8 protein-coding genes and 1 pseudogene are annotated in these 20,894 nt (G+C 58.2%); 5 read left to right on the forward strand and 4 right to left on the reverse strand.

Annotated features, from left to right (window positions below; all coding sequences use genetic code 11):
• Window positions 1-419 precede the first annotated feature (419 nt).
• On the reverse strand, window positions 420-617 hold the full coding sequence (locus tag CAUR_RS03155) for a hypothetical protein (RefSeq protein ID WP_044233428.1): 198 nt from the start codon (window positions 615-617) through the stop codon (window positions 420-422).
• 343 nt (window positions 618-960) lie between these two features.
• On the opposite strand from CAUR_RS03155, the pseudogene CAUR_RS03160 reads away from it, so the two are divergent.
• Window positions 961-1,959 (forward strand): annotated as a pseudogene (locus CAUR_RS03160) (IS701 family transposase).
• 187 nt (window positions 1,960-2,146) lie between these two features.
• Here CAUR_RS03160 and CAUR_RS03165 read toward each other — a convergent pair.
• Together CAUR_RS03165 and CAUR_RS03170 are read right to left on the reverse strand one after the other, a co-directional pair.
• Window positions 2,147-3,949 carry an SLC13 family permease gene (locus tag CAUR_RS03165; protein WP_012256503.1) on the reverse strand — a complete coding sequence of 601 codons (1,803 nt, stop codon included), beginning with the start codon at window positions 3,947-3,949 and terminating at the stop codon, window positions 2,147-2,149.
• A 16-nt stretch (window positions 3,950-3,965) separates the two neighbouring features.
• On the reverse strand, window positions 3,966-4,346 hold the full coding sequence (locus CAUR_RS03170; RefSeq protein WP_012256504.1) for an EamA family transporter: 381 nt from the start codon (window positions 4,344-4,346) through the stop codon (window positions 3,966-3,968).
• 2,013 nt (window positions 4,347-6,359) lie between these two features.
• Between CAUR_RS03170 and recN the strand changes: the two genes are divergently transcribed.
• From recN to CAUR_RS03185, 3 genes are all read left to right on the forward strand, one after another.
• Entirely contained in the window at window positions 6,360-8,120 is a 1,761-nt protein-coding gene (gene recN / locus CAUR_RS03175; RefSeq protein WP_012256506.1) for a DNA repair protein RecN, read from the forward strand.
• 49 nt (window positions 8,121-8,169) lie between these two features.
• Window positions 8,170-11,403 carry an O-antigen ligase family protein gene (locus tag CAUR_RS03180; RefSeq protein WP_012256507.1) on the forward strand — a complete coding sequence of 1,078 codons (3,234 nt, stop codon included), beginning with the start codon at window positions 8,170-8,172 and terminating at the stop codon, window positions 11,401-11,403.
• Window positions 11,404-11,491: 88 nt separating this feature from the next.
• Window positions 11,492-12,514, forward strand: a complete 1,023-nt coding sequence (locus CAUR_RS03185; RefSeq protein ID WP_012256508.1) for an MraY family glycosyltransferase — start codon at window positions 11,492-11,494, stop codon at window positions 12,512-12,514.
• Between the two features lie 84 nt (window positions 12,515-12,598).
• Here the strand turns inward: CAUR_RS03185 and pcs are convergent, their stop codons facing one another.
• Window positions 12,599-18,067, reverse strand: a complete 5,469-nt coding sequence (gene pcs / locus CAUR_RS03190) for a propionyl-CoA synthase subunit Pcs (protein ID WP_012256509.1) — start codon at window positions 18,065-18,067, stop codon at window positions 12,599-12,601.
• 410 nt (window positions 18,068-18,477) lie between these two features.
• On the opposite strand from pcs, the gene CAUR_RS03195 reads away from it, so the two are divergent.
• The gene (locus CAUR_RS03195) at window positions 18,478-20,538 is read left to right on the forward strand and encodes a hypothetical protein (protein ID WP_012256510.1); all 2,061 of its coding nucleotides are present in this window, start codon (window positions 18,478-18,480) and stop codon (window positions 20,536-20,538) included.
• The last annotated feature ends 356 nt before the right edge of the window (window positions 20,539-20,894 follow it).

The raw sequence follows: 20,894 nt of genomic DNA on the forward strand, positions 1-20,894 counted from the left end.
GGCAGCGACACTGTCTGGTACGGCGTGGCAGTCTGGCCTGGCGTTCATTGTCTGGTTACGTGTGCAGCTCGATGCTGTCGGGCATGCGGCCCAGTCGGTTTTGTTGGGTAATGGCGCGTTTGCTGCCGTGGGAATGTGGTGGGAGTTGACGTCACGGATGGGGCTGCTCGTGCGCTCAGCCCGCCATTGCCGCCTGCCGCCGCTGCGGGCGACGGGTTGCGACCGACCACGCCTGTATGGTGATGGTGATCGCACTTCTCCCTGCATGAATTTCAGAGGTCAGGCAGGGAATTGCCTGACTTCAATCGAGTATCTGTGGTGTTTCCGCCAAGAAAACAGGACGCAGCAACCTACGTTGTTATGATAGCCTCTCTGGGATTTCCAGGTGTCAAGGTGAGGCTTTAAACCTGCTGGTTTTTTCACGCCATTGGTAATCGCAACATGCGTCGGATTGCTTTTGGATGCCAGAATGGCGTTGACGCTAGTAATCGTCCATCTTGCTCACATTGTGCCTCTAACCACAATGCTTGCTGATCAGGCACATCTGGCGGCGGTGATGGTGGTGCAGGCGGCGGTGGAGGGGTGAGTAGGCCCAATCTCATCAAGCTCCGGCGCATATCAATCTCCTTGTCTGAAGAAAATAGTCTTGTATATATAAAACCGGAATATTGGTCAAATAGTTGCACACATTTTTGGGTTGATTTTAGACGAACATATGTTTTCAATAGATTAGGCTACGGTAGATGCATTATTAATTTGAAGCGTTAGCGCTTTTCATGCGTTCGATAGCGCAAGAATGTCTTGCTTGACCACATCGCAGGTACTTTTGGTTGGTTATCTATCAGGAGTTACGCAGTTCCCGACTGATGGTGTATACGTGAGGCTACAAACCGTGTCCTCGCTTGTTGCACTCGTCGCTCCGTCTACCGTGTTCCTGGCTGATGATGGAGGTGTGCGCTGATGAACCCACCAACGTGTGACGAACTGGACTATATCCACGTTCTCGTCGCAGCGCAGCACGTGGTCAGCACGACCGAAGCAGCACGCTGCCATCCGGGAGCGCCCACAAACGGTCCGGCGCATGCTGCCTCCACGCGTCTGCTGCACCGGTGTTGTGCGGATGGCACTGCCGTGTGGGAAGCGGTTCGCCCTTGTGTGTCGGTGACCACGGGCTGCTTGATGATCGACGACACGACGCTGGACACGCCGTAGAGCCGGGCGATTGCGCTCGTCACGCGCCAGTGGTTGGGCAACCATCAGCGAGTCGTCGTGGGTATCAATCTGATCAGTATGCTGTGGACTGATGGGAACGTCCACCTGCCCTGCGACGTCCGCATCTACGACAACGCACACGACGGATTGACCAAGCACGACCACATCCGGGCGATAGTGCAGGCAGCGGCGGCACGCGGGTTTCTGCCTCGCCTGCTCGCCGTCGCTAGCTGGTATGCCAGCCTGGAGCACCTGAACCTGGTGCGCTCGCTCCACTGGCCGTGGCTGACCCACCTGAACGCCAATCGTCTGGTTGATCCCGATGGGTCGGGTAACCGACCGATCAGGGACGTACCGATTCCGGCTGCGGGCGCGGTCGTGCATCTGACGGGCGATGGCGTCAGCACGGTGGTCGCGCTGGCCACCCCAGCCGGTGGCAGTGACGACTGGGCCACGAGCGACCTGGCGATGGGTGCTGACCAGTGGGCGGAGTACGCCCGCTCTCGATGGCGCATCGAAGCGTACCATCGCGGTAGCACGCAGGACTGCGGCATCGAACGCGCCCAGTACCGCGCCGCTCGTGCCCAGCGGAATCATATCGGTCTGGCGCTGCGGGCCTTCCTCCGCCCGGAATGTCACCGGTTGCGGACAGGCACGTCGTGGTTTGAGGCCACAGCCGCCATTGTCCGTGAGGCGATACGAGCCTACCTGGCCCATCCACGCTCTACCCAGCTCTCAACTGCGTAATTCCTGAAAATTTCAAACATGCTCTGTGTAGCTGGCGAGCACCTATCGCTTACCGGGTCGAACTTTGAATCGAGCAACTGGTCAGGCTCAGTCGTAGCGAGCGCTATTCGACTGGCCGGGCATACTGTTGGGCCAGCGCAACCAGTCCAGTCCGTATACAGGTGTGGTGGATATCGGAGAGGGCGGCTCAGAGTTGCCACACGAGAGGCATGGTCAACAGCAGAGTTATGAAACAAACCACAGTTTGCCCGAAACCGACACGGAAGAAGTCGCCGAAGCGGTAATTACCTGGGCCCATCATTAGCACGTTGACCGGGTGGGCAATCGGAGTGAGGAAGGCGACGGAGCAGCCCATGGCTACCGCCACTGCCACCGCCTGTGGGTTGGTGCCTGCGCTCATCGCGGCACTGACTGCTATAGGGCCAATGATCAACGCAGCGACCTGCCCCCCAACCAGTTGCGTTACCAGCACGGTGGCGAGGAATAACCCCGCAATCAGCGCAAGTGGACCGTATGCTGCCAGACTTTCAGTGAGGATAGAACCCAAGCGTGCACCCAAGCCGGTCGAGACAAGCGCTGTGCCAATTGGCAATAACCCTGCAATCAGTACCACAACCCGCCACTCTATTGCACGGTAGGCATCGTCCATACTGATGCAGCCGGCCAGTACCAGCGCCGCAGCTCCGGCCAGCATCGCCTCGGACGTCGCAACCCAGCCCACCGCAGCAATGAGCAGCACCACAGCAGTGATTAGTGCCGCCCAGAAGGCCTTCCGTCCGGGAGACGGGGCAACATGGGGTGTATCCAGCACAATGAAGCCGGGCTCAGCAGCGAGCTGACGTACCCGCGTCGCCGAGCCGGTCATCAGCAGCGCGTCGCCAGTCTCAAGCGGGAAGTCGCCCACATTGGTGCGATAGCTTCGTCCATCGCGCCAGAGAGCCACGGCAGTCAGCCCGAACCTGGTGCGGAACTGGAGTTGCCTGAGCGTCTGGCCGATAACAGGCGCCCGTGGCCCGATCACCACCTCGGCAAGCTCGATTGGTACGTTCCGGTTCAGATCGGACACACCGTTGCGGCCAATCTGCAGGCCGATGGACGCGAGCTGGCGAACGTTGGCTTCTTGCCCTAACAGAAGCAGGATGTCACCTGCAAGCAACCGATCATCTGGTGCGGGGTTGAGCCTCGCTTCGTGGCTGCGCCAGATCGCCAGCACAGTGGTTCCCGTGTGTGTGCCGATTGCACTCTCAGCCAGGGTTTTACCAACCACATCGGCACCCTCTGGAACCCACACTTCCCATAGGCGTTCGTCGAGGCGGTAGATGCTGCGAAGATCTACTGTGGAGACAGCGGTGCTCCCAACACTCTCGCGAGCTGGCAAGAGCCGGCGCCCGACGAGCAGCATATAGATCATACCGGTGACGACCAGCGGCCCGCCAGAGCGAAGGAAGTCGCCCATGGTCAGCCCACGCTGGCCCTGGGCCACCAGATTGCCGCTGAGAATGATGTTTGCGGTCGTGAAGAGAGTGGCCATACCGCCGAGCAAGGTGCCGAACGAGAGCGGGATCAGCAGTTTCGATGGCGGCACCCGATTCTGGTGTGCGATACGTACCGCAGCAGGGAGCAGCACGGCTCCGGCTGCGATGTTGTTTACCACCAGTGAAAGGATGACCCCCGCAGCCATGAACACAGCAACCATGCGACCCTCGTCCTGGCCGCTGAGCGCAGCCAGGCGGGAGGCGAGCCACGCAACCACGCCGGTCTGCTCTAGTGCCGCCGTAATGACGAAGAGCCCGACGATGGTGACGACGGCGCTATTGCTGAAGCCACTCAGGGCTTCCTGCGGAGTAAGCACGCGGGTGACTCCGAGAGCGATTAACACCAGAAGTGCGGCAAGGTCGGCGCGGAGCCGATTGCTAACGATCAATCCAAGTCCGATAAGCGTGATTATAAAGAGCACCAACTCTGGAGTACTTAAGAGTGGCACAGACATTATCAATACCTCACCGCTAGGCTTGCAAGACCAGGACTACAACGCCCACCTGCACCATTGATATCCAGCCATTCGGCGACGAGGATCGCTCTGACAGAAAGGTGAAGATTGTTACCAGTACGACACTAAGCTTGTCGATCAGGACAACCTTCGACGCCTCATCGATCTTCAGTGCCCAAAAGTAGTACACCCACACGGTGCCAGTGGCCAGACCCGAGAGGATCAGGAAGCCCGGGTCTTGCCACTGAGCGTGAGCAGGTTGAACCATTTGCCTGCCAGCTAGCACGAACAGGATGACTGCGGTGCGGATCAGGACAGCAAGATCAGAGTCAATGCCATGGACGCCAATCTCAGCGAAGATCGGGCTGAGTGCCGCGAAGACCGCCGGGAGTAGCACTCAAAAGAGCCAGGAGGTTGTGTTCATCGAGGTTTCCTCACTCTGTCGGCGCATGCCCCTATCTCAATCTGCTCTCTGAGTGACGCCGGATACACTGCGATGCATCCGGCGTCAACAAAATTAGCTTCTCCCTTAGCCCGCAGGATCGCCTGATAGAATTTATCAGCCGAAGATGCAGCGGTTGACCGCGAGATTTATTGCGTGGATATGGTAATGATTACGCTGCATTATAGCACTTTGGCATCATTGGTGCAAACTGCGGCTTGCCGTGAAGAAGTCTTCCAGGGTCTGATCGCCTATTATGGCGCAGATGACTCATAACCAGAGTCGCGACCTGTGAATCGGAACGGCCGCGCTGGAGATGATCAGCGGCAGAAACGTAAACAAAATGACCAGCCAGTCGGCGTGCTTGCGGATCATTCGCGGGGCACGATCTGCAAATACGGCTCGTCCAGAGCTTCAGAACCACCGATCTTCTGAATGTCTTCGGACCCTCTTGATCGACGACATCAAGAATATCATCGACCGTGTCAACATAGCATGTTGGTGACGCAAGCAGGCTTGATAGGGGTTGCCGTATGGCAGACAATGGCATACAAAACACATTTGTATGTTCAGCCTGTTATCGGCGAAGTATCGCATGAGGCAGCACATACCGACACTGTCGCGGTTGGGCAGGTTACATTGACGGCGCGTGTCCGGGTGTGGCATAGCCCCTGCATTCACCGCCAGGTTACCTCTCACCATTGCACCCAGCCGATTGTGCCCCACCCGTGCGATGCAGCGCAGGGATATCGCCGCCTGGTGAATTGCAATCCATCCCCAAAAAACCACCAATGCCCTATCGATCCCGCCAATTGTATCAGGCAGCAGACCGTTGTTGCCTGAGACAGGGTAACCGGCCTGGAGGAGAGCAACTATGGCCTTCGTGCAAAAGTTCTGGACCGCTATCCTACCCCAAGCCTGGGCAGAAGCGATGCGCGCTGAGTCGCAAAGCTGGATGATGCGTTGTCCCTGCGGCTTTGAACGCTCTATCTGGGACAGCGGAGGCGTCCGCTGGAAGGCCAGGGGTAGCCCACGACGGCTGCAGCGCTGTCCACAGTGCAGGAAATGGACGTGGCATACGGTTTATCGACGATCAGGGACGTAACTGGCAGCGGTCTTGTCACCCTGCGTTGTCAGTCGGTCTCCCTGTGGACAGCGGTTGACCCTGGCCTTATGTCGCTTCCGCTGCGCATGTGCTGCTTCGGTGCGGATAGGTTTGCGCACTTTAGGAGTTTTGGGCGTGCATGATCACCTCTTGACGATGAGCGCAGCAGCATGATAAGCTCCAGCAGGAAGTGCAGAAGCGTGGAAAAGACTGACATTCCCCATTTCGCTCTCGTTGTAAGCATAGAGCGGAGGCCGTCTAACGGTCTGGTAAGAGATATTAGACGAAAGTGAGATGAGTAATATTGTTAGCTGCCAGTATTGCTAAAGAGAGCAAGTGAAGCGGGCAAATGCAGGCGGTGGATCTTACTTGGGGGAAACGTTTCTACTAGAACCTATTTCAAAAACGTCTACCAGTACAGCAAGGCATCTCATTCATTCCTAACCGACTCTGTGATCGTAACCAGCATATCCAGACTCCCCGTAACCTGGATGGTCAACGGCATGCCACACGCCGGATCGTGACTCCAAACTTCGAGACAAGCACATGACGAGCAGGCAAGGCAATCCATCCAGCGCGTGATGGCACGATGAGAGCTTCTCTCTGCTAACAGGCCAACAGTAGGGTAGGCTGTCGTGTGTGATTGGCAAACGTTCATGCACCTGGACGACCGTCTGGCAGCACGATAGCACCACTTTTATGACATAAGTTCGCGTATTTGTTGGTGAACATCTCTGCGTGATTCACCTTTCGCTTCCCGCATCTATCATCGCCGTAATGCCCCCGCTACCAATCGATTGTGGTACAATGCACAACAGTGATAACAATCGTGCAGATATGCCTACGCGAGCAGTGCCTGCCGTATGCTGATTGAGTTGCAGATCCAGGATTTTGCGATTATTGACCGACTGCATCTGCGCTTCGAGCAGGGTTTCAATGTGCTGACCGGTGAAACCGGCGCCGGTAAGTCGATCATTATTGATGCGCTCGGTACCCTGCGTGGTGACCGGGTTGATCCAACGTTTGTGCGCGCCGGTTGTGCGCGCGCCCGCGTTGAGGGGGTCTTTAGTCTTGATGATTGCCCTCACCTGGTGCCTCTGCTGGTTGAATATGATCTGTACGATGAAGACGACGGTCAGCTTATTTTGACCCGTGAGATGTCGGCTGAGTCGGGGCGCAGTGTGGCTCGTGTCAATGGTCGAGCCGTGAATAGTGCGGTGCTCCGCGAGATTGGCAGCCGGTTGATCGATATTCATGGGCAGCACGAGGGGCAATCGCTTTTTAATCCACGCACGCATCTTGATCTGCTCGACCGCTTCGGCGATCTGTTGCCGCTCCGGCAACAGGTGACCGATCAGTTAGCTGCCTTGCGTGCCGTGCAGGCGCAGTTGAACGATTTACGCACCGGTGAGGCGCGACGCCAGGCCCGCATCGAGGAGTTGCAACTGTTGTGCGATGATGTGGCGGCAGCAAAGCTCAGGCCAGGCGAAGAAGAGGAGTTGTTGCGCGAGCGCAGTATCGTGCAGAATGCGACCCGGATTGCAACCCTGGCCGATGAGGCGTATCGAGCTTTGTATAGCGGTGGCGAGGGCCGCAGTGGGCGACCGGCTTCGGAAGCGATGGCGCTGGCAGTTGATGCGTTGAATGAATTGAGCCGTTTCGATGATCGGGCTGCGCCGCTCGCCCAGCAGGCTACTGAGCTTCAGTACCAGCTTGAAGATTTGGTGATTGCCCTGCGGAGCTATCGCTCGCATCTTGATGTTGACCCGCGCCGACTTGAGGTGATTGAGGATCGGTTGACGGTGCTGCGCGATCTGCAACGCAAGTATGGGGTTGATTTGGCGACGCTGATCGAGCAGGCTGCTCGCGCTGGCGACGAGATCGAGCAATTGAGTAGTGCTACAACCCAGATTGCGGCTCTGGAAGCGCAAGAACATGCTCTGCTGCAAGAGCTGGCGCGCCGGGCCGCCGAACTATCGCAACGGCGGAAGCAGGTCGGTGAAGAGTTGAGTCGGCAGATCAGTATGGCCATGAAAGACCTGGCGATGCCAAATGTTCAGTTTGCCGTCCAGATTGATCACCAGGATGATCCAAATGGGCCGCTGATCAATGGTCGGCGCCTGGCCTGTGATCGCAACGGTATCGACCGGGTTGAGTTTCTAATTTCGCCTAACCCTGGTGAGCCGCTGAAACCACTGGCGCGTATCGCATCAGGTGGCGAGAGTGCCCGGCTGTTGCTGGCGCTGAAGTCGATTCTGTCGCAAGTTGATGAAGTGCCAACCCTGGTCTTTGATGAAATTGATGTTGGGGTCGGTGGCCGCGCCGGTCATGTGGTTGGGCAGAAGTTATGGATGATCAGTCGCCGCCATCAGGTGTTGTGTATCACCCACCTACCACAAGTGGCTGCGTTCGCCAATGCCCATTACCATATTCGCAAGGAAGTCGTTGGCGGGCGTACCCGCACAGCGGTTGAGGTATTATCCGCCGAACAACGGATTGATGAGATTGCAGCGATGCTTGATGGTGTTCCGAACGATCATAGCCGCGCCAATGCCCGTCAGATTCTCGAACGGGCGCAGGCGTGGCAGATGCATCGCCAGGCTGAATTAATTCCGGAACGTTAGCCATTGTTCCCTGTGTATCACTTGATGAAGAGAGGCTACTACACTCGCTATGCCTTCCCATAGTGTTCTTGGCCGGTGGAGCGCACGGATTATCGAGGCAAGCTGGTTGCTGGCACTGACGCTGGTGCCGATCTATTTCAACCTCTACTCGGCGCGCCACTTTGAACCTGATAAAGCTGCTGTGTTGCGTTCGCTGGCTCTGATCGGGCTGGCTGCGGCACTGGTCTGGCTGATCGACCAGATCAATCGCCGGAGTCCTGCCGGGCAGACCACAACCGGTTGGAACTGGACGGCGCTGCGCAGGCATCCGCTGTTCTGGCCGGTAGCAGGCTATACCGCGGTCTTTGTGCTCACAACGATTACCTCTGTGACACCGGCGACCAGTCTGTGGGGGTCGTACCAGCGGATGCAGGGGTTGTATACGTTTCTTTCGTATGTCATATTCGGTGTGCTGATCGCAACCACGCTCCGCACAGCCACCCAACGCGAGCGCTTTATTTCGCTTAATCTGGCAGCCGGTACCGTGGTGGCAATCTATGGGATCATGCAGCACTATCAGCTTGATCCCCTGCCCTGGCGCGGCGACGTCATTGCGCGTGTAGCTTCAACCCTGGGCAATTCGATCTTTGTGGCCGCTTATCTGATCATGATCGTGCCCCTGGCACTCTACCGCATGGTGGCCGCACTGGCGGCTGCCCGCCAGGCGCCGGGCGCGAGCCAGCCGGCAACTGAATGGCGTTGGGCAGGCAGCCAGTTGCTGATCTGGCTGGCCGGTACCCTGCTCATTCTCGCGACGGTCAAGTTTAGTGTTGCTATTCGCACCATTGATTTTCGGTACTGGTGGCTCTTTCCAGGGGCTGTTGGCTGTGCGACGGCCCTGTGGTGGCTGTTGACCGTCGACCGTGGTGCGGCCCTACCGCGCTGGCCGCTAGTGGTGACCCTGTTGTTCCTGCTCGGCTTTGGGATCAGCTTTGCCTACAATGCAACCGCCGGTGTTCAGCAGGTTGCCTCTGCCGAGATCGCGGCCAATGCGCTGGATTGGTGGCTCTGGCTTGCGGGGGCGGTGGTAGCGTTGTTGGCCGGCTATGGATTACGTCTCGCCGGAAAGATACCATCTGAACCGTCGCGGCTGACCTGGCAGTTGCAGGCGGTAGCCAGTGCGCTGGCGTTGGTGCTGATCCTGCTGACGATCTTCTTCAGTCAGAGTCGCGGCCCATGGATCGGCCTGGGGGCTGGTCTTTTTCTGTTTATCTCGCTCGCGCTCTGGTTTGGGAAACGACGATTGGCGGCGACCGGTGATGAACGCAACAGTCGCCGTCTGGGTCAGATGCTGGCCGGCTGGATCGCTCTCACGTTGATCGTTGGTGGCTTCCTGATCGCGTTTAATCTGTCGGATGCGCCCTTCTTCAACCGTCTGCGCGAGATTCCCTATGTGGGACGGATGGGGCGACTGCTGGAGGTGGAGAGTGGTACCGGGCTGGTGCGTCGTCTGATCTGGGTAGGTGACGAGCACGCCGGCGGTACGCTCGGCCTGATTACCAGTGATCCGCTGCGGCTGATCATCGGTTGGGGGCCAGAGAGTATGTTTGTCGCGTTCAACCGCTTCTATCCGCCGTCGCTGGCTAATGTCGAAGCGCGGGGTGCGTCACCAGACCGCTCGCATCAAGCCTTCCTCGATGAGGTCGTGACGAAAGGTCTCTTAGGGTTAGCCGCCTACTGCTGGCTGATCGGAAGCCTGGTGCTGTTTTGCTGGCGGCAACTACAAGCCTCGATGAGCTGGCGTCATCACCTGCTGATCATTGGTGTGCTGAGTGCGATCACAGCCCATCTGGTTGAAGGCTTGACCGGCATTCCGATTGTGGCAACGCTGATGATGTTCTGGATGTTGCTGGGCTTGAGTGTGGCAGCGAAGCAGATAGAAGATGCTCAGGCAGCGATACCCGTTCCAGAGCCGGCAGCCCAGCCGACAAAGACAGGCGGACGCCAGCCTGCCCGGCGCAATCCGCAACGAATACCGGCACGCCAGATCGGCGCTCAGCGACCGGATGGCGCAACGTTCGGGATGGCCGGCCTGATCGGCCTGATCACCGTTGCACTGGTCTGGTGGCTCAATGTCCAACCGGTCTACGCCGATATGCGCTTTCAGCAGGCGCAGAGTTACAGCGAACAGAGTAACCCATCCGCGCAGATCATCCTGGCTGCGCTGAATGAATATCTGGGCGCGATTCGGGCCAATCCCGCCGAGGATTTCTACTATCTCCACCTTGCCCGCACGCTGATGACGCTGGCTGACGGGCTGCGCAATCAGGGTGTCGCTATCGGTGACGCCGGTCAACCCGATCTTGACGCCTTACTCCGTCTTGATAGCGTACCGGCAATCACGGCGTTTGTTCAACGCTCGACACCCCTCAGTTTGCTGGCTCATGCCGAAGCAGCGCTACTCCGTGCCCATCAGATCAGCCCGCTGAACAAAGATCATTATGCCAATTCAGGACGGATCAACACCTTCTGGTACGGCTGGACGGGTGATGTCCAACGGTTGTACAAGGCGCTTGACTGGTACGAACGGGTGGCAGAGATTGCACCTCGTGATGTCACCCTGATCAACGAGCGCGCCGGTGTGTTGATGCAACTGGCCGAATATGCAACGACGAACGGCGATACGGCGCAGGCCAGTGCCTTCTTCCAGCAGGCTGATGAACTGTTGCAGACATCGGCCCGTCTCGATCCGCGCTACGGCGATACGGCGCTGCGGCGGGGTGACCTGGTGCGCTTCCGTACCGGCGATCTGGACGCTGCGACAACCTTCTACGTTCAGGCTATTGAACGGTCACCGCAGCAGATGGTTGATAATCTCGATCGCATTGCTCGTGCGTTGCAGAGCCGGCCTGATTTACTAAGCCAGCTTCGTTCGGCCTTCGCTGTGCAGGCCGAACGCGCCGACCAAATCTTCACCGAAGCTCAAGGGAAGCCCGAACGGGCGATTGAACTGCCGGCACTATCCGACCAGGCGAGCAGATTGTATGCCGCCGTCGCCCGCCTGGCAGTCCAGACCGGCGACATCGCCGGTGCGGTGGCACCATACGCCCGTGCCGTAGCCATCCAGCCCACCAATACTGCGCTCAGCCAGCAATACACCCTGGTGTTGAGCGAAACGCTTCAGTACGATGCGGCTGTCGCCGAAGCGCAACGCTTGCTCTCGATACTTAAGAGCAGTGGTCGCAACAACGAAGCAGCCCAGGTCGAACAGCTCATTACGGTACTGGAACAGGTGCGACAATGATCATTGCACACCATACTGCCACATCGTAAGGCGAGAGGACAGGTTCGCAAGAGATTGCTTTCCTTTGCAAGACCGGGGAACCCGCGATATGGCCAGTATTGCCTTAATCCTCATCGCCGCCCTTACCTTCTCGATCCTGGCGACGCCGCTGGCCCGACGGGCCGCATTGCGCAGTGGCTTCATTGCGATCCCACGCAGCCGTGATAGTCACTCCACACCGATCCCGCTCCTCGGCGGTGCGGCGATCTATGCCGCGTTTGTGGCTGCCCTGCTCTTGTTCGGCGACCTGGCGCATATTCGTGAACTGATCGGCATCTTGCTCGGCGCTACTATTGTCTCGCTCTTCGGTCTGGCCGATGACCGCTGGGGAATGAAGGCACTTGTCAAGCTCGGCGGTCAAATCCTGGCGGCAACCGTCTTGCTGCTCGGCGGTACCCAGGTGCAACTCTTCGCGGAGCCGATCCTCAACTGGATGGTGACGCTCTTGTGGGTGGTTGTTATTACCAACGCCATCAATTTTCTCGACAACATGGACGGGCTATCGAGTGGTGTTGCCATTATCGCGGCGGCGTTTTTTCTCCTGCTGGCGGCCATGAATCAACCGCGGCAGGTACTGGTTGGGGCGATGGCGGCGGCATTGATCGGTGCCTGTATCGGCTTTCTCCGCTACAACTTCAATCCGGCCAGTATCTTCATGGGCGATACCGGTAGCCTGTTTATCGGGTTTATTCTGGCTGCCCTGGCAATTAAACTCCGCTTTCTGAACAACATCCCCCTGGTGACCTGGCTGGTACCGGTATGTGTGCTCGGCTTACCACTCTTCGATCTGGCACTGGTGACTGTCGCCCGTATCCGGCGCGGGGTGAATCCCTTTACAACCGCAGGCAAAGATCATCTCTCTCATCGCCTGCACGCGCTGGGGATGACAAAGCGTGAAGCTGTGCTCACATGCTACCTGCTGGCCGGCGCGAGCGGGTTGGTGGGAGTGTACATTACGCAGGCGCGTCCTTCAGAGGCTTACCTGGTCTTCGCCGGTTTGGTGACGATAGCCGTCGGTGGTATCATCTGGTTCGAGCGCGTCTGCCCATCGGGACAACCACGGCAACGATAATCGGCTCAGCACGCTTCGACGGCCAAAAGATAACGGACGGAAGGTTCGATCTTCCGTCCGTTACCTGTTCAATACCCATCCGCGCTACCGCTCGCCGGCCGTCCACGCCTCGTACAGCTCGTCCCTGTTCTTTAGGCCGAGACGTGGTAAGGCATGATTCACCACATAAGTGGCCGCCGTGTGGCGATTTTCCCACATCGCCTGATGTGCTTCGGGTAGTTCATCCCACGGCACCACTGCCGGCTCGGTAATCGTCAGCAGACCGGCGCTGATCTCATCATTCAGACGCAGAATTTCATACGCATTTGAGAGGTGCGTACCAAAGATCTGTGCCGTCGGCATGTAGATGCGGCGCTGGCGCACCCAGATTTGCGGTGCGAAGAAGGAGTAACGCCGCCCACCAATGTCCTCGAAGTAGACAATCCGTCCGGTGAAGGGCTTGATCAGCATCGCGCTCACCGCCAGTGCATCGTGGGCAGCCCGCTCGATGATCAGATCGGGGTAGCCACGCGGATTGTCGGCACTCCGCAAGAAGACACCGACCGCGCTTCCTAGCGGCTTGAAGACCAGATCGTTGAAGCGGCGGACAGCCTCTTTCAGACCCTGCGGGTCCTGGCGGGCGTTCGGCAACGGCGGCATCGTGCGCGGCCACTCAAACTCATCGCCGAAGCGCCGTTTGAGTTCCGCCAGGCTGACGACACCACGTAGGGCAGCCCCGAAGCCCAACGAGAGGACAAACTCGCGTTGCGCATCGCTGACGGTAACGACGACGATCCGCGCTCCCATTTGCCGCGCCGCCTCGATAGCCTCCAGACCGCCGGTATCTACCAGGTCATCGCTCCCAACCCCGTAGTAGATCAACACCGCCTCACCGGCGCGGAGATTGGCCCGCCGCAGCATCTCGGTCGGCGAAGCTGACCCTGGCTTACCCAGGAAGGTGAAGTGGTAGCCACTGGTGGCACCGTAGAATGTGAGCGTCGGAATGTGACCATCGCGTGGCTCGCCGAGAAGCTGGAAACTGCGCGGGAAGGCCGTCTCGCCCGCGTGCGAGACCACATAATCGGCCAGTCGCCCGTCGTTCTGCGCCCGGAACATCGCCAGCAACGGCTGACCGGCGGCTTCCCAGGCTGCCCAGGCTGATGGATCTTCGGGCACGCGCGTGAAACAATCGGCAACCTCCGGGTCTTTACGGTTAATCGCACCGTGGGCACCCGCAGCCAGCAGCGTAGACGCACGTGACGACGAACTGACCATTCCAATTACGCGCAGACCATTCCGGGCCGCCGAGCGCGCTGCGTCCAGACCGGTACCGGTCGCCGCACCCTCGATAAAGATGGTGCGTCCGGCCTTGATTTGCAACGTCGTAAAGAGGGCGCGATAGATCGTACCGAGATTGAGGATGTAGCTGCCGGCTGCCTCGATAGACATATCGGTTGGGATGGGCAGACACTGCGGGGCCTGGGCCAGCATAAATTGCTGATGCGATCCATCTGGCGTGTCGTTCCCCTGGATGACGAAATCGGCGGCCATCGGATCAAGGCCCATCAGCGGTGAGAGCAGATCCGACTGCCCGGAGTAGATCGCCACCAGATCACCCACCTTCAGCCGGCCTTCGCGTCGCGCCTCTTCACCCAGCGCAACGATCAGGCCGATGCCACCTGAACCGGTAACGTGCCAGTCGCGGTCGTGCTCATCAAACCGTGACACCGGAATACCGGTAATCGCCCAGATATCGTTGAAGTTCACCTCCGAGGCCAGAACATAGATCAGCGCCTGATTGGCGCGGGGGCGTTCCACCGGCACAATAATCTGCTTTTCAGCCACGATGGGATCGCCGTGAGCCGCCGCACCGGTGTCCGGATCACGAATAACCGTCTGCGCGTACTGCCACTTCGGAATCCGGTCAACACCGGGGAAGAAGGGTGAACCAACCGGCAACAGTTCTTTCTGATCGCGCAAGAGTTGCTCCTGTTCAGGTGTAATCAATGGTCGGCGGGTTGGCAACGGCGCACTCTGGCGGTCGAGGAACTCGCGAATACCACGCTTGCCACCGTTCGGGTCAACCACTGCCTCGGCAAAGAGCTTCGCCTCGTGCTCCAGACCGGCCTCGAAGCCGTGGATAATGCCATAGCGGATTGCATCCAGTGCCCGATGCACTGCCGCATCGCGCCCAACGGTATGGGCCTGCCGGATAATCCGCTCGATACGTGGATGGGCGATAATCGAGCGCAGTTCGTCATCGGCAAAGCGCGGGTCTGGTTTGCGCCACTCGTCAAGCTGCTCGTGGCGATGGCGGAAAGCCTGGGTCACCGCAGCCGACTCGATCAACTGACCATCGGCGCCGATTGCGGCACGGGCTAACGCGCATGCCAGCGACAGTGAGTCCTGATCGCCGGTAGCAATGGCATCGATCAGACCCAGCTCCAGCGCCTCATCAGCCGGTACGCTACGCCCACCCAGAATCATCTCCAGCGCTCGGAGCAGACCGGTGCCGTTGTTGCGCTTGTACAACAGGCGCGGCAAGCGCTGCGTGCCACCATAACCAGGTAGCAAGCGCAGATTAATCTCTGGCTGACCGAATTCGGCATAGACATCGGCAACCCGGTAATGGCAGGCCATGGCGAATTCCAGACCACCACCGAGCGCCACACCGTTGATCGCCGCGATACACGGCTTATTCATACGCTCAATCTTGCGGAAAGCAAGATGGGCGTTATTCGGCAGGGCCATTGCCTCTTCAACCGTATGAATCTCTTCGAGCAACTGGCGAATATCAGCGCCGGCGACAAAACTCCTGGCGCCCTGTCCGGTGAAGACAATTGCGGCAACATCCTGACGACGGGCCAGGTGGTCAACAATTGTGTTCAACTCATCGAGCGCACGCTCATTCAGTGCGTTCACCGGCGGATTTGTCACCGTCACTACCGCGAGTTTACCCGCACTGGCCGTTGGTGGGTGATACTCGATCCGGAAGTAGCGATAGCGTTCGATGATCTGCTGCTCTTCGGCCATACGCTGACGGCGTTTCCACTCAGCGATCTTGGCTGCAATCTCTTCGAGCACTTCAGGATTGCGCAACGTCGTCGTATCACCCAGTGGTTCATCGAGCATCATATTGCGCAAAAAGCGCCGCATATACTTCCCGCTGCGGGTTTCGGGAAAGGCACTGACCTCGATGTAATCCTCTGGGACACTGACCGCCCCCTTCTCGGTACGCACCAGCTCATCGAGACGGCGCCGGTCGGCGCCGGTCAGATGACGGCCAGGCGCAGGTTGAATGAAGGCAACCGGGGTCAGACCCTTCTCACGGTGCGGCGCACCGACCACAATACAATTACCGACGGGCGAGTCGGGCGTGATCTGGCGGTCACGCAAAATGGCACCCTCAATCTCCTCGGTGCCCATACGGTGGCCCGACACATTGATCACATCGTCAGAGCGTCCGTGGAGCGTGAAGCTACCATCGGGGTACTTGATGGCAAAATCACCCTGGATATAGCCCCATTCACCGTTTGGCCCACGTCGCCAGTAGGTCTTGACGAAACGCTCGGCATCACCCTTCCAGGCCCGCAGCGGAATCTCACCGCGCAGGTACGCCTCGAAACCGGGCACATCACCCCAGAGTGTGCGGGTCAGGTAGGGATACGGGGCGGTAATCACAATCTCGCCCTTCTCATCGAAATCAGCGACCCGATAGCGCGTCGTCCCGCTCTCATCAGTTTCGGCCACCCAGACATCACCCATCACCCAGGGCAAGGGATAGGTATGGGCATCGGGACGAAGCGGGAAGTCCTGATTACCGTAGAAATGCGTCCAGACAATTCCACCGTGCTCGGTCGCCCAGTACGAATTGATATACTGCGGGGTCATGATCTGCATACCAAACTGCTGCACCGCCGGACTGACCGGCTCGGCGCAGAAGGTTGCAACCCGCAGCGAGTGCATATCATAGAGTCGCACATCTTCAACATTCTGCGGATTGGACATCACTGTCTTGAGGAAGGTCACACCCGCCTTAAAGATCTGCACCCCATAGCGCTCGATGATGCTGGCATAACGCCCGGCTGAGGGGAAGAGCGGTGATCCCTCGGCAATCACCCCGGTCAGCCGACCGGCCATTGTGGCTGTGAGCATATAGCTCTGACCGGTGATCCAGCCCGGATCGGCGATCACATATATCGTATCACCCGGCTCGGCGTCAAAACTGACCCGCAAGGTGTGCACCACACCGGCGACATAACCGCCGTGAACGTGGATCACACCCTTGGGCTTACCGGTGCTACCCGATGTGTAAATGATAAACATCGGATATTCAGCATCAACCGGTTCACAGGGAATACTGGCGTAGAGCGCACGGATAAGCTGGTCATCGGGGAGATTGAGCAGATCATTCTCACTGTGCACATCAAAGCCGGCAGCACGCGCATTGGCCAGAATCTTCGCCAGCGCAGCATCCAGCAAGTCGTGACTCCAGCGATCTCGCCCCTCGTTCCACAAAATCTCCTGACCGGTATGACGCACAACCACCACAGCTTCAACCCGCGGCGGCGACTCGACCAGCGCCTGCGCCAGTACTGTACGCACCTTTGCCTGCACGCTTGCATCAAGATCGCGGAGCTTTGCGAGGGCAGAACCAACCCCACGCATCACGTCCGAGCGCTCAACCGTAATCTCACCGGCCAGTGCGGCCTCCACTTCGGTGATGATCGTCTGGCGCTGCGACTCAGTCAGGGGCAAGGTGGCCAGGGTCTGCGCAACAATCGCCTGCGCCGTCTCAACCGGAATATACTTATCGAGCGCCTGATCGGTATACGCTTCTTTGTAGGGCACCACCTGCGCGTTGCGGTACGCACCATCAGAGGTAATCACCACTCGTGCACCGGCATTGTGAATACGGTCGGAAAGAGTCTTGTCCGAGAAGCCACCGAAGACCGGCGTGTACAGAATACCCAGTCGTTTTGCCGCTTCCGTATAATAAATCTGCGGCATAATATTCGGCATATTCAGAGCAATCCGATCACCCTTCTTCAGGCCCAGATCACGCAACACCTGCGCAGCCTTCACCACCTCCACCAACAGGCGCCGCCGCGTGATTGTCTCCTGGACAACCGGACCACCACGACCATTGTTGAGCGAGTTATCCCAGCGGTCACCTTCAAAGTAGTAGGCCACCTCGTCGCCATAGCCCATCATGACATGCCGGTCTACTTCATTAAAGCAGGCATTTGTCAACCCACCACTAAACCAGCGGTAAAACGGCGCTTCACTATCATCAAACGCCTGTTGCCAGGGCTGATAATCGGCGGGATAGTCTACCGTTACAGGGGCACCGGTAGCGGCATCCAGCCCTTCCCAACGCTGACTAGACTCGTTGAAGCGAATCCAGCAATGGTGTTGTGGGTCGTACCAGTGGATAACTGTCCGGGCAATCGCGCCATGAAAGGCACCGGGATCTGCCAGCGCAGCAGCGCGCTGAGCTTCCCAATCAACTCGATCCCGAATCGGATTAGAGCGGGGCGCCCGTGGTGGGGCAAGGGGCGCAGTGTCGATCATCGACCATCCTCCTTGACGCAAATGCTAATAGACCGGTTGTGATATAGATAACAAGGGGTGCATACTATAGCCTACAGTGTATAACGCAATTCGTCAAGACCTCAACAATTGAGAATTGTTCACCATCTGACCGAAGACACTTGCATAACGCGCAGAATTGCTGTGTAGTTCAAGATCAAATTCTGGTTGATGATATGAATGCCACGCATAGCATGCATCCGACAGGGTACCGTCGATCCATCCCCATGCCATGTTCTGGAAACAAGAGGCATGGCTATTCGCCTGACCTTCCTCAAAGCATTCAACCTGATCAACGAGAGCGTAGCAAGATGGTATACTGCTTATATCATCTACAGCGTAGTTACGAACGTGTTTGACTGCCTGCAACTGCTCAGACTGTGACCAAACCCATGTCCTTTCAGCCTGCTATAGACGAACAACTGATCATTGACGGCATCAGCTATCAAGTGTGTGCTCACCCGGCCCTTCCCGGTCGTCCGTTTATCCAGGAAGGTCAATACAGCCGGGTTGTCCAGCTACGCACCGCCGGTGGCTTCGTTGCCCTGAAGATACAAGAGCAGATTCGCGATCAGACCCTCAGCACCCACGCGACTCAGATTCAGCCCCTCAGCGCCATTCCCGGTTTACAGGTAGCACGACGGATGATCATTACCACGGCAAACCAACCAGCTCTTACGACGACTCGACCTGAACTAGAGTACGCGATTCTGATGCCGTGGGTGTATGGCCCGCCCTGGCAGGAACTGATTCACCATCGGCGGCCACTCAGTGCCGCGCAGAGTTTGAGTCTGGCTCGCGCGCTAACCGATCTGCTGGTCACACTTGAGCAACGAGGTCTGGTTCACGGTGACTTGCAGGCAGCGCATGTGATGCTGCCGGGATTGATCGATCCAGGTGCAGCGGCTCCTATCGCCCTTGTCGATCTGGAGACAATGCATGGTGTAGGTGTGCTACGCTTACCGCTTCCCCAACCGGTGAGTCCGTATCACCACCCTGTTCCGGCGCAAGGGCTGGCTGGAGATCGCTTCAACGGTGCTCTGCTGATTCTTGAACTGCTTGGCTGGTGTGATGAAGAGGTGCGGAATGCCGCTGCCGGCGATAGCTTCTTCGCGCACGATGACCTGCTTAGCACCGGTGAACGGTACCACATTCTGCGTGAGGCATTGGCGCGCCGCTGGGGACTTGGGGTGGCGCAAATGCTCGACCGCCTCTGGCAAAGTTCAACCCCGATGAACTGCCCGCAGCTCAAAGAATGGCAAGCGATTCTGCCGTCGCCGGCAATGGCAACGGTAGAAGCACCTGTTCCTCCACCATCGCCACCTTCGCTCGTCGATCCGGTTGGTCAGCTCATCGCCGATGCCACTACCCTCCATGAACAGGGACAGCCGGCACAGGCCCTCGCCACCTACCGTAGTGCGCTCGACCGGTTGCCGGCTCACGATCCACGGGTAGGGCAGGTCATGCGGACGATTGACTCACTCGAACGAGAGCTGGCCGACCTGAAAGCAACAACGCCATCCACGAACCTGAACTGGTCGGTACCGGTTGGGATTGGGGTTGTGATCATTGTGCTACTTGCCGTCCTGGCCACAATTGGCCTGAACAGATCATCAATCCCAACTACGGAGCCGACTCCCGTTTCACCAACGGCAGTTGTTGCACCAACAGCAACGGTTGCACCACCTACTCCTTCACCAACGGCCACCCCACAACCGTCACCGGTGTATGTGCTATCGTTTCAGATTGACCGCATCGTTCCCACCGATCTGTACATCAGATCAACACCGTTGGAATTTACGGTACAGGGTGCCAGGCTGGCCGATGTGCGCACGGCGACTCTGCGCGCAGCCGGTTATGAACCGATTGCGTTGACAATTGTCGATGGTAGTAGCGACAACGAGCTTCGTCTGCGTTTACCCGATCTCACCATCCCGCTGGCCGGTGCAATCCCGTTCACGCTCGAACTCAACGATACGCCGGTACCCGGCGCAGCCGTGACGCTGCGCGACTACATCAGTGTACGCACTGTAGCCGGTGTCCGTGCCGAATATCGCTATACCGGACGGATTGAAGAAGATGGACTGGGGCCGTTTGCTCGCCTGTACACCGAACCGGCGACGACCAGTGCCTTAAGTGACCCGATCCGCAATGGTGATGAAGTTGAGATTTTGAGTGATCAACCTGCCGGATGGTACTGGATACGCATTCGCACCAGTAATGATCAGAGCCTGAGTGGTCGGAGTGGCTATATCGAACGCTGGCTGATCGACAATACAGACGTGCCGCCACCGCCAACACCAACCATTCCCCCCGAACCACCGCGGCTACGGTTTGTGAAGCTCAGCGAAGCGGAAGATGCAGGCTGCGTTTTGATCCAGATCAGGGGTGTCAATACCAATGGTTGGGTTGTTTCGATAGACGGATTGCGACTACGCAGTGCATTTGACTGACGCCGCAGGAAATGCGCGCATCTGCGGCCTCCGCCCGCGTCAGGAGGTGACGTTCACTGTACGCGACGAGCAGGGAGCACCGGTACGCGGCGGGGTCGGTGTCCCTACTCGTGGGAGTGATGTGATGTTCGCTGAATGGCGGTGAAGCAGACGCCAGCAGTTACCTTAGCCCAAGTTGACCTATGCTGTGAGCAGACCACAGAGGCTGACTGCCAGGATGAACAGCACGACATTGCACATATCACCGTGCGGCGTACTTACATGAACGATGTGGGGAGCAGCCAGTTCCCAAAGACGCGCCAGGTCACGCCTCACGGTAGCAACTCAGGTTATATCCATCCTCTGTGCCTCTATGG

The sequence above is a fragment of the Chloroflexus aurantiacus J-10-fl genome, assembly GCF_000018865.1.
In the GTDB taxonomy this organism is placed as follows: domain Bacteria; phylum Chloroflexota; class Chloroflexia; order Chloroflexales; family Chloroflexaceae; genus Chloroflexus; species Chloroflexus aurantiacus.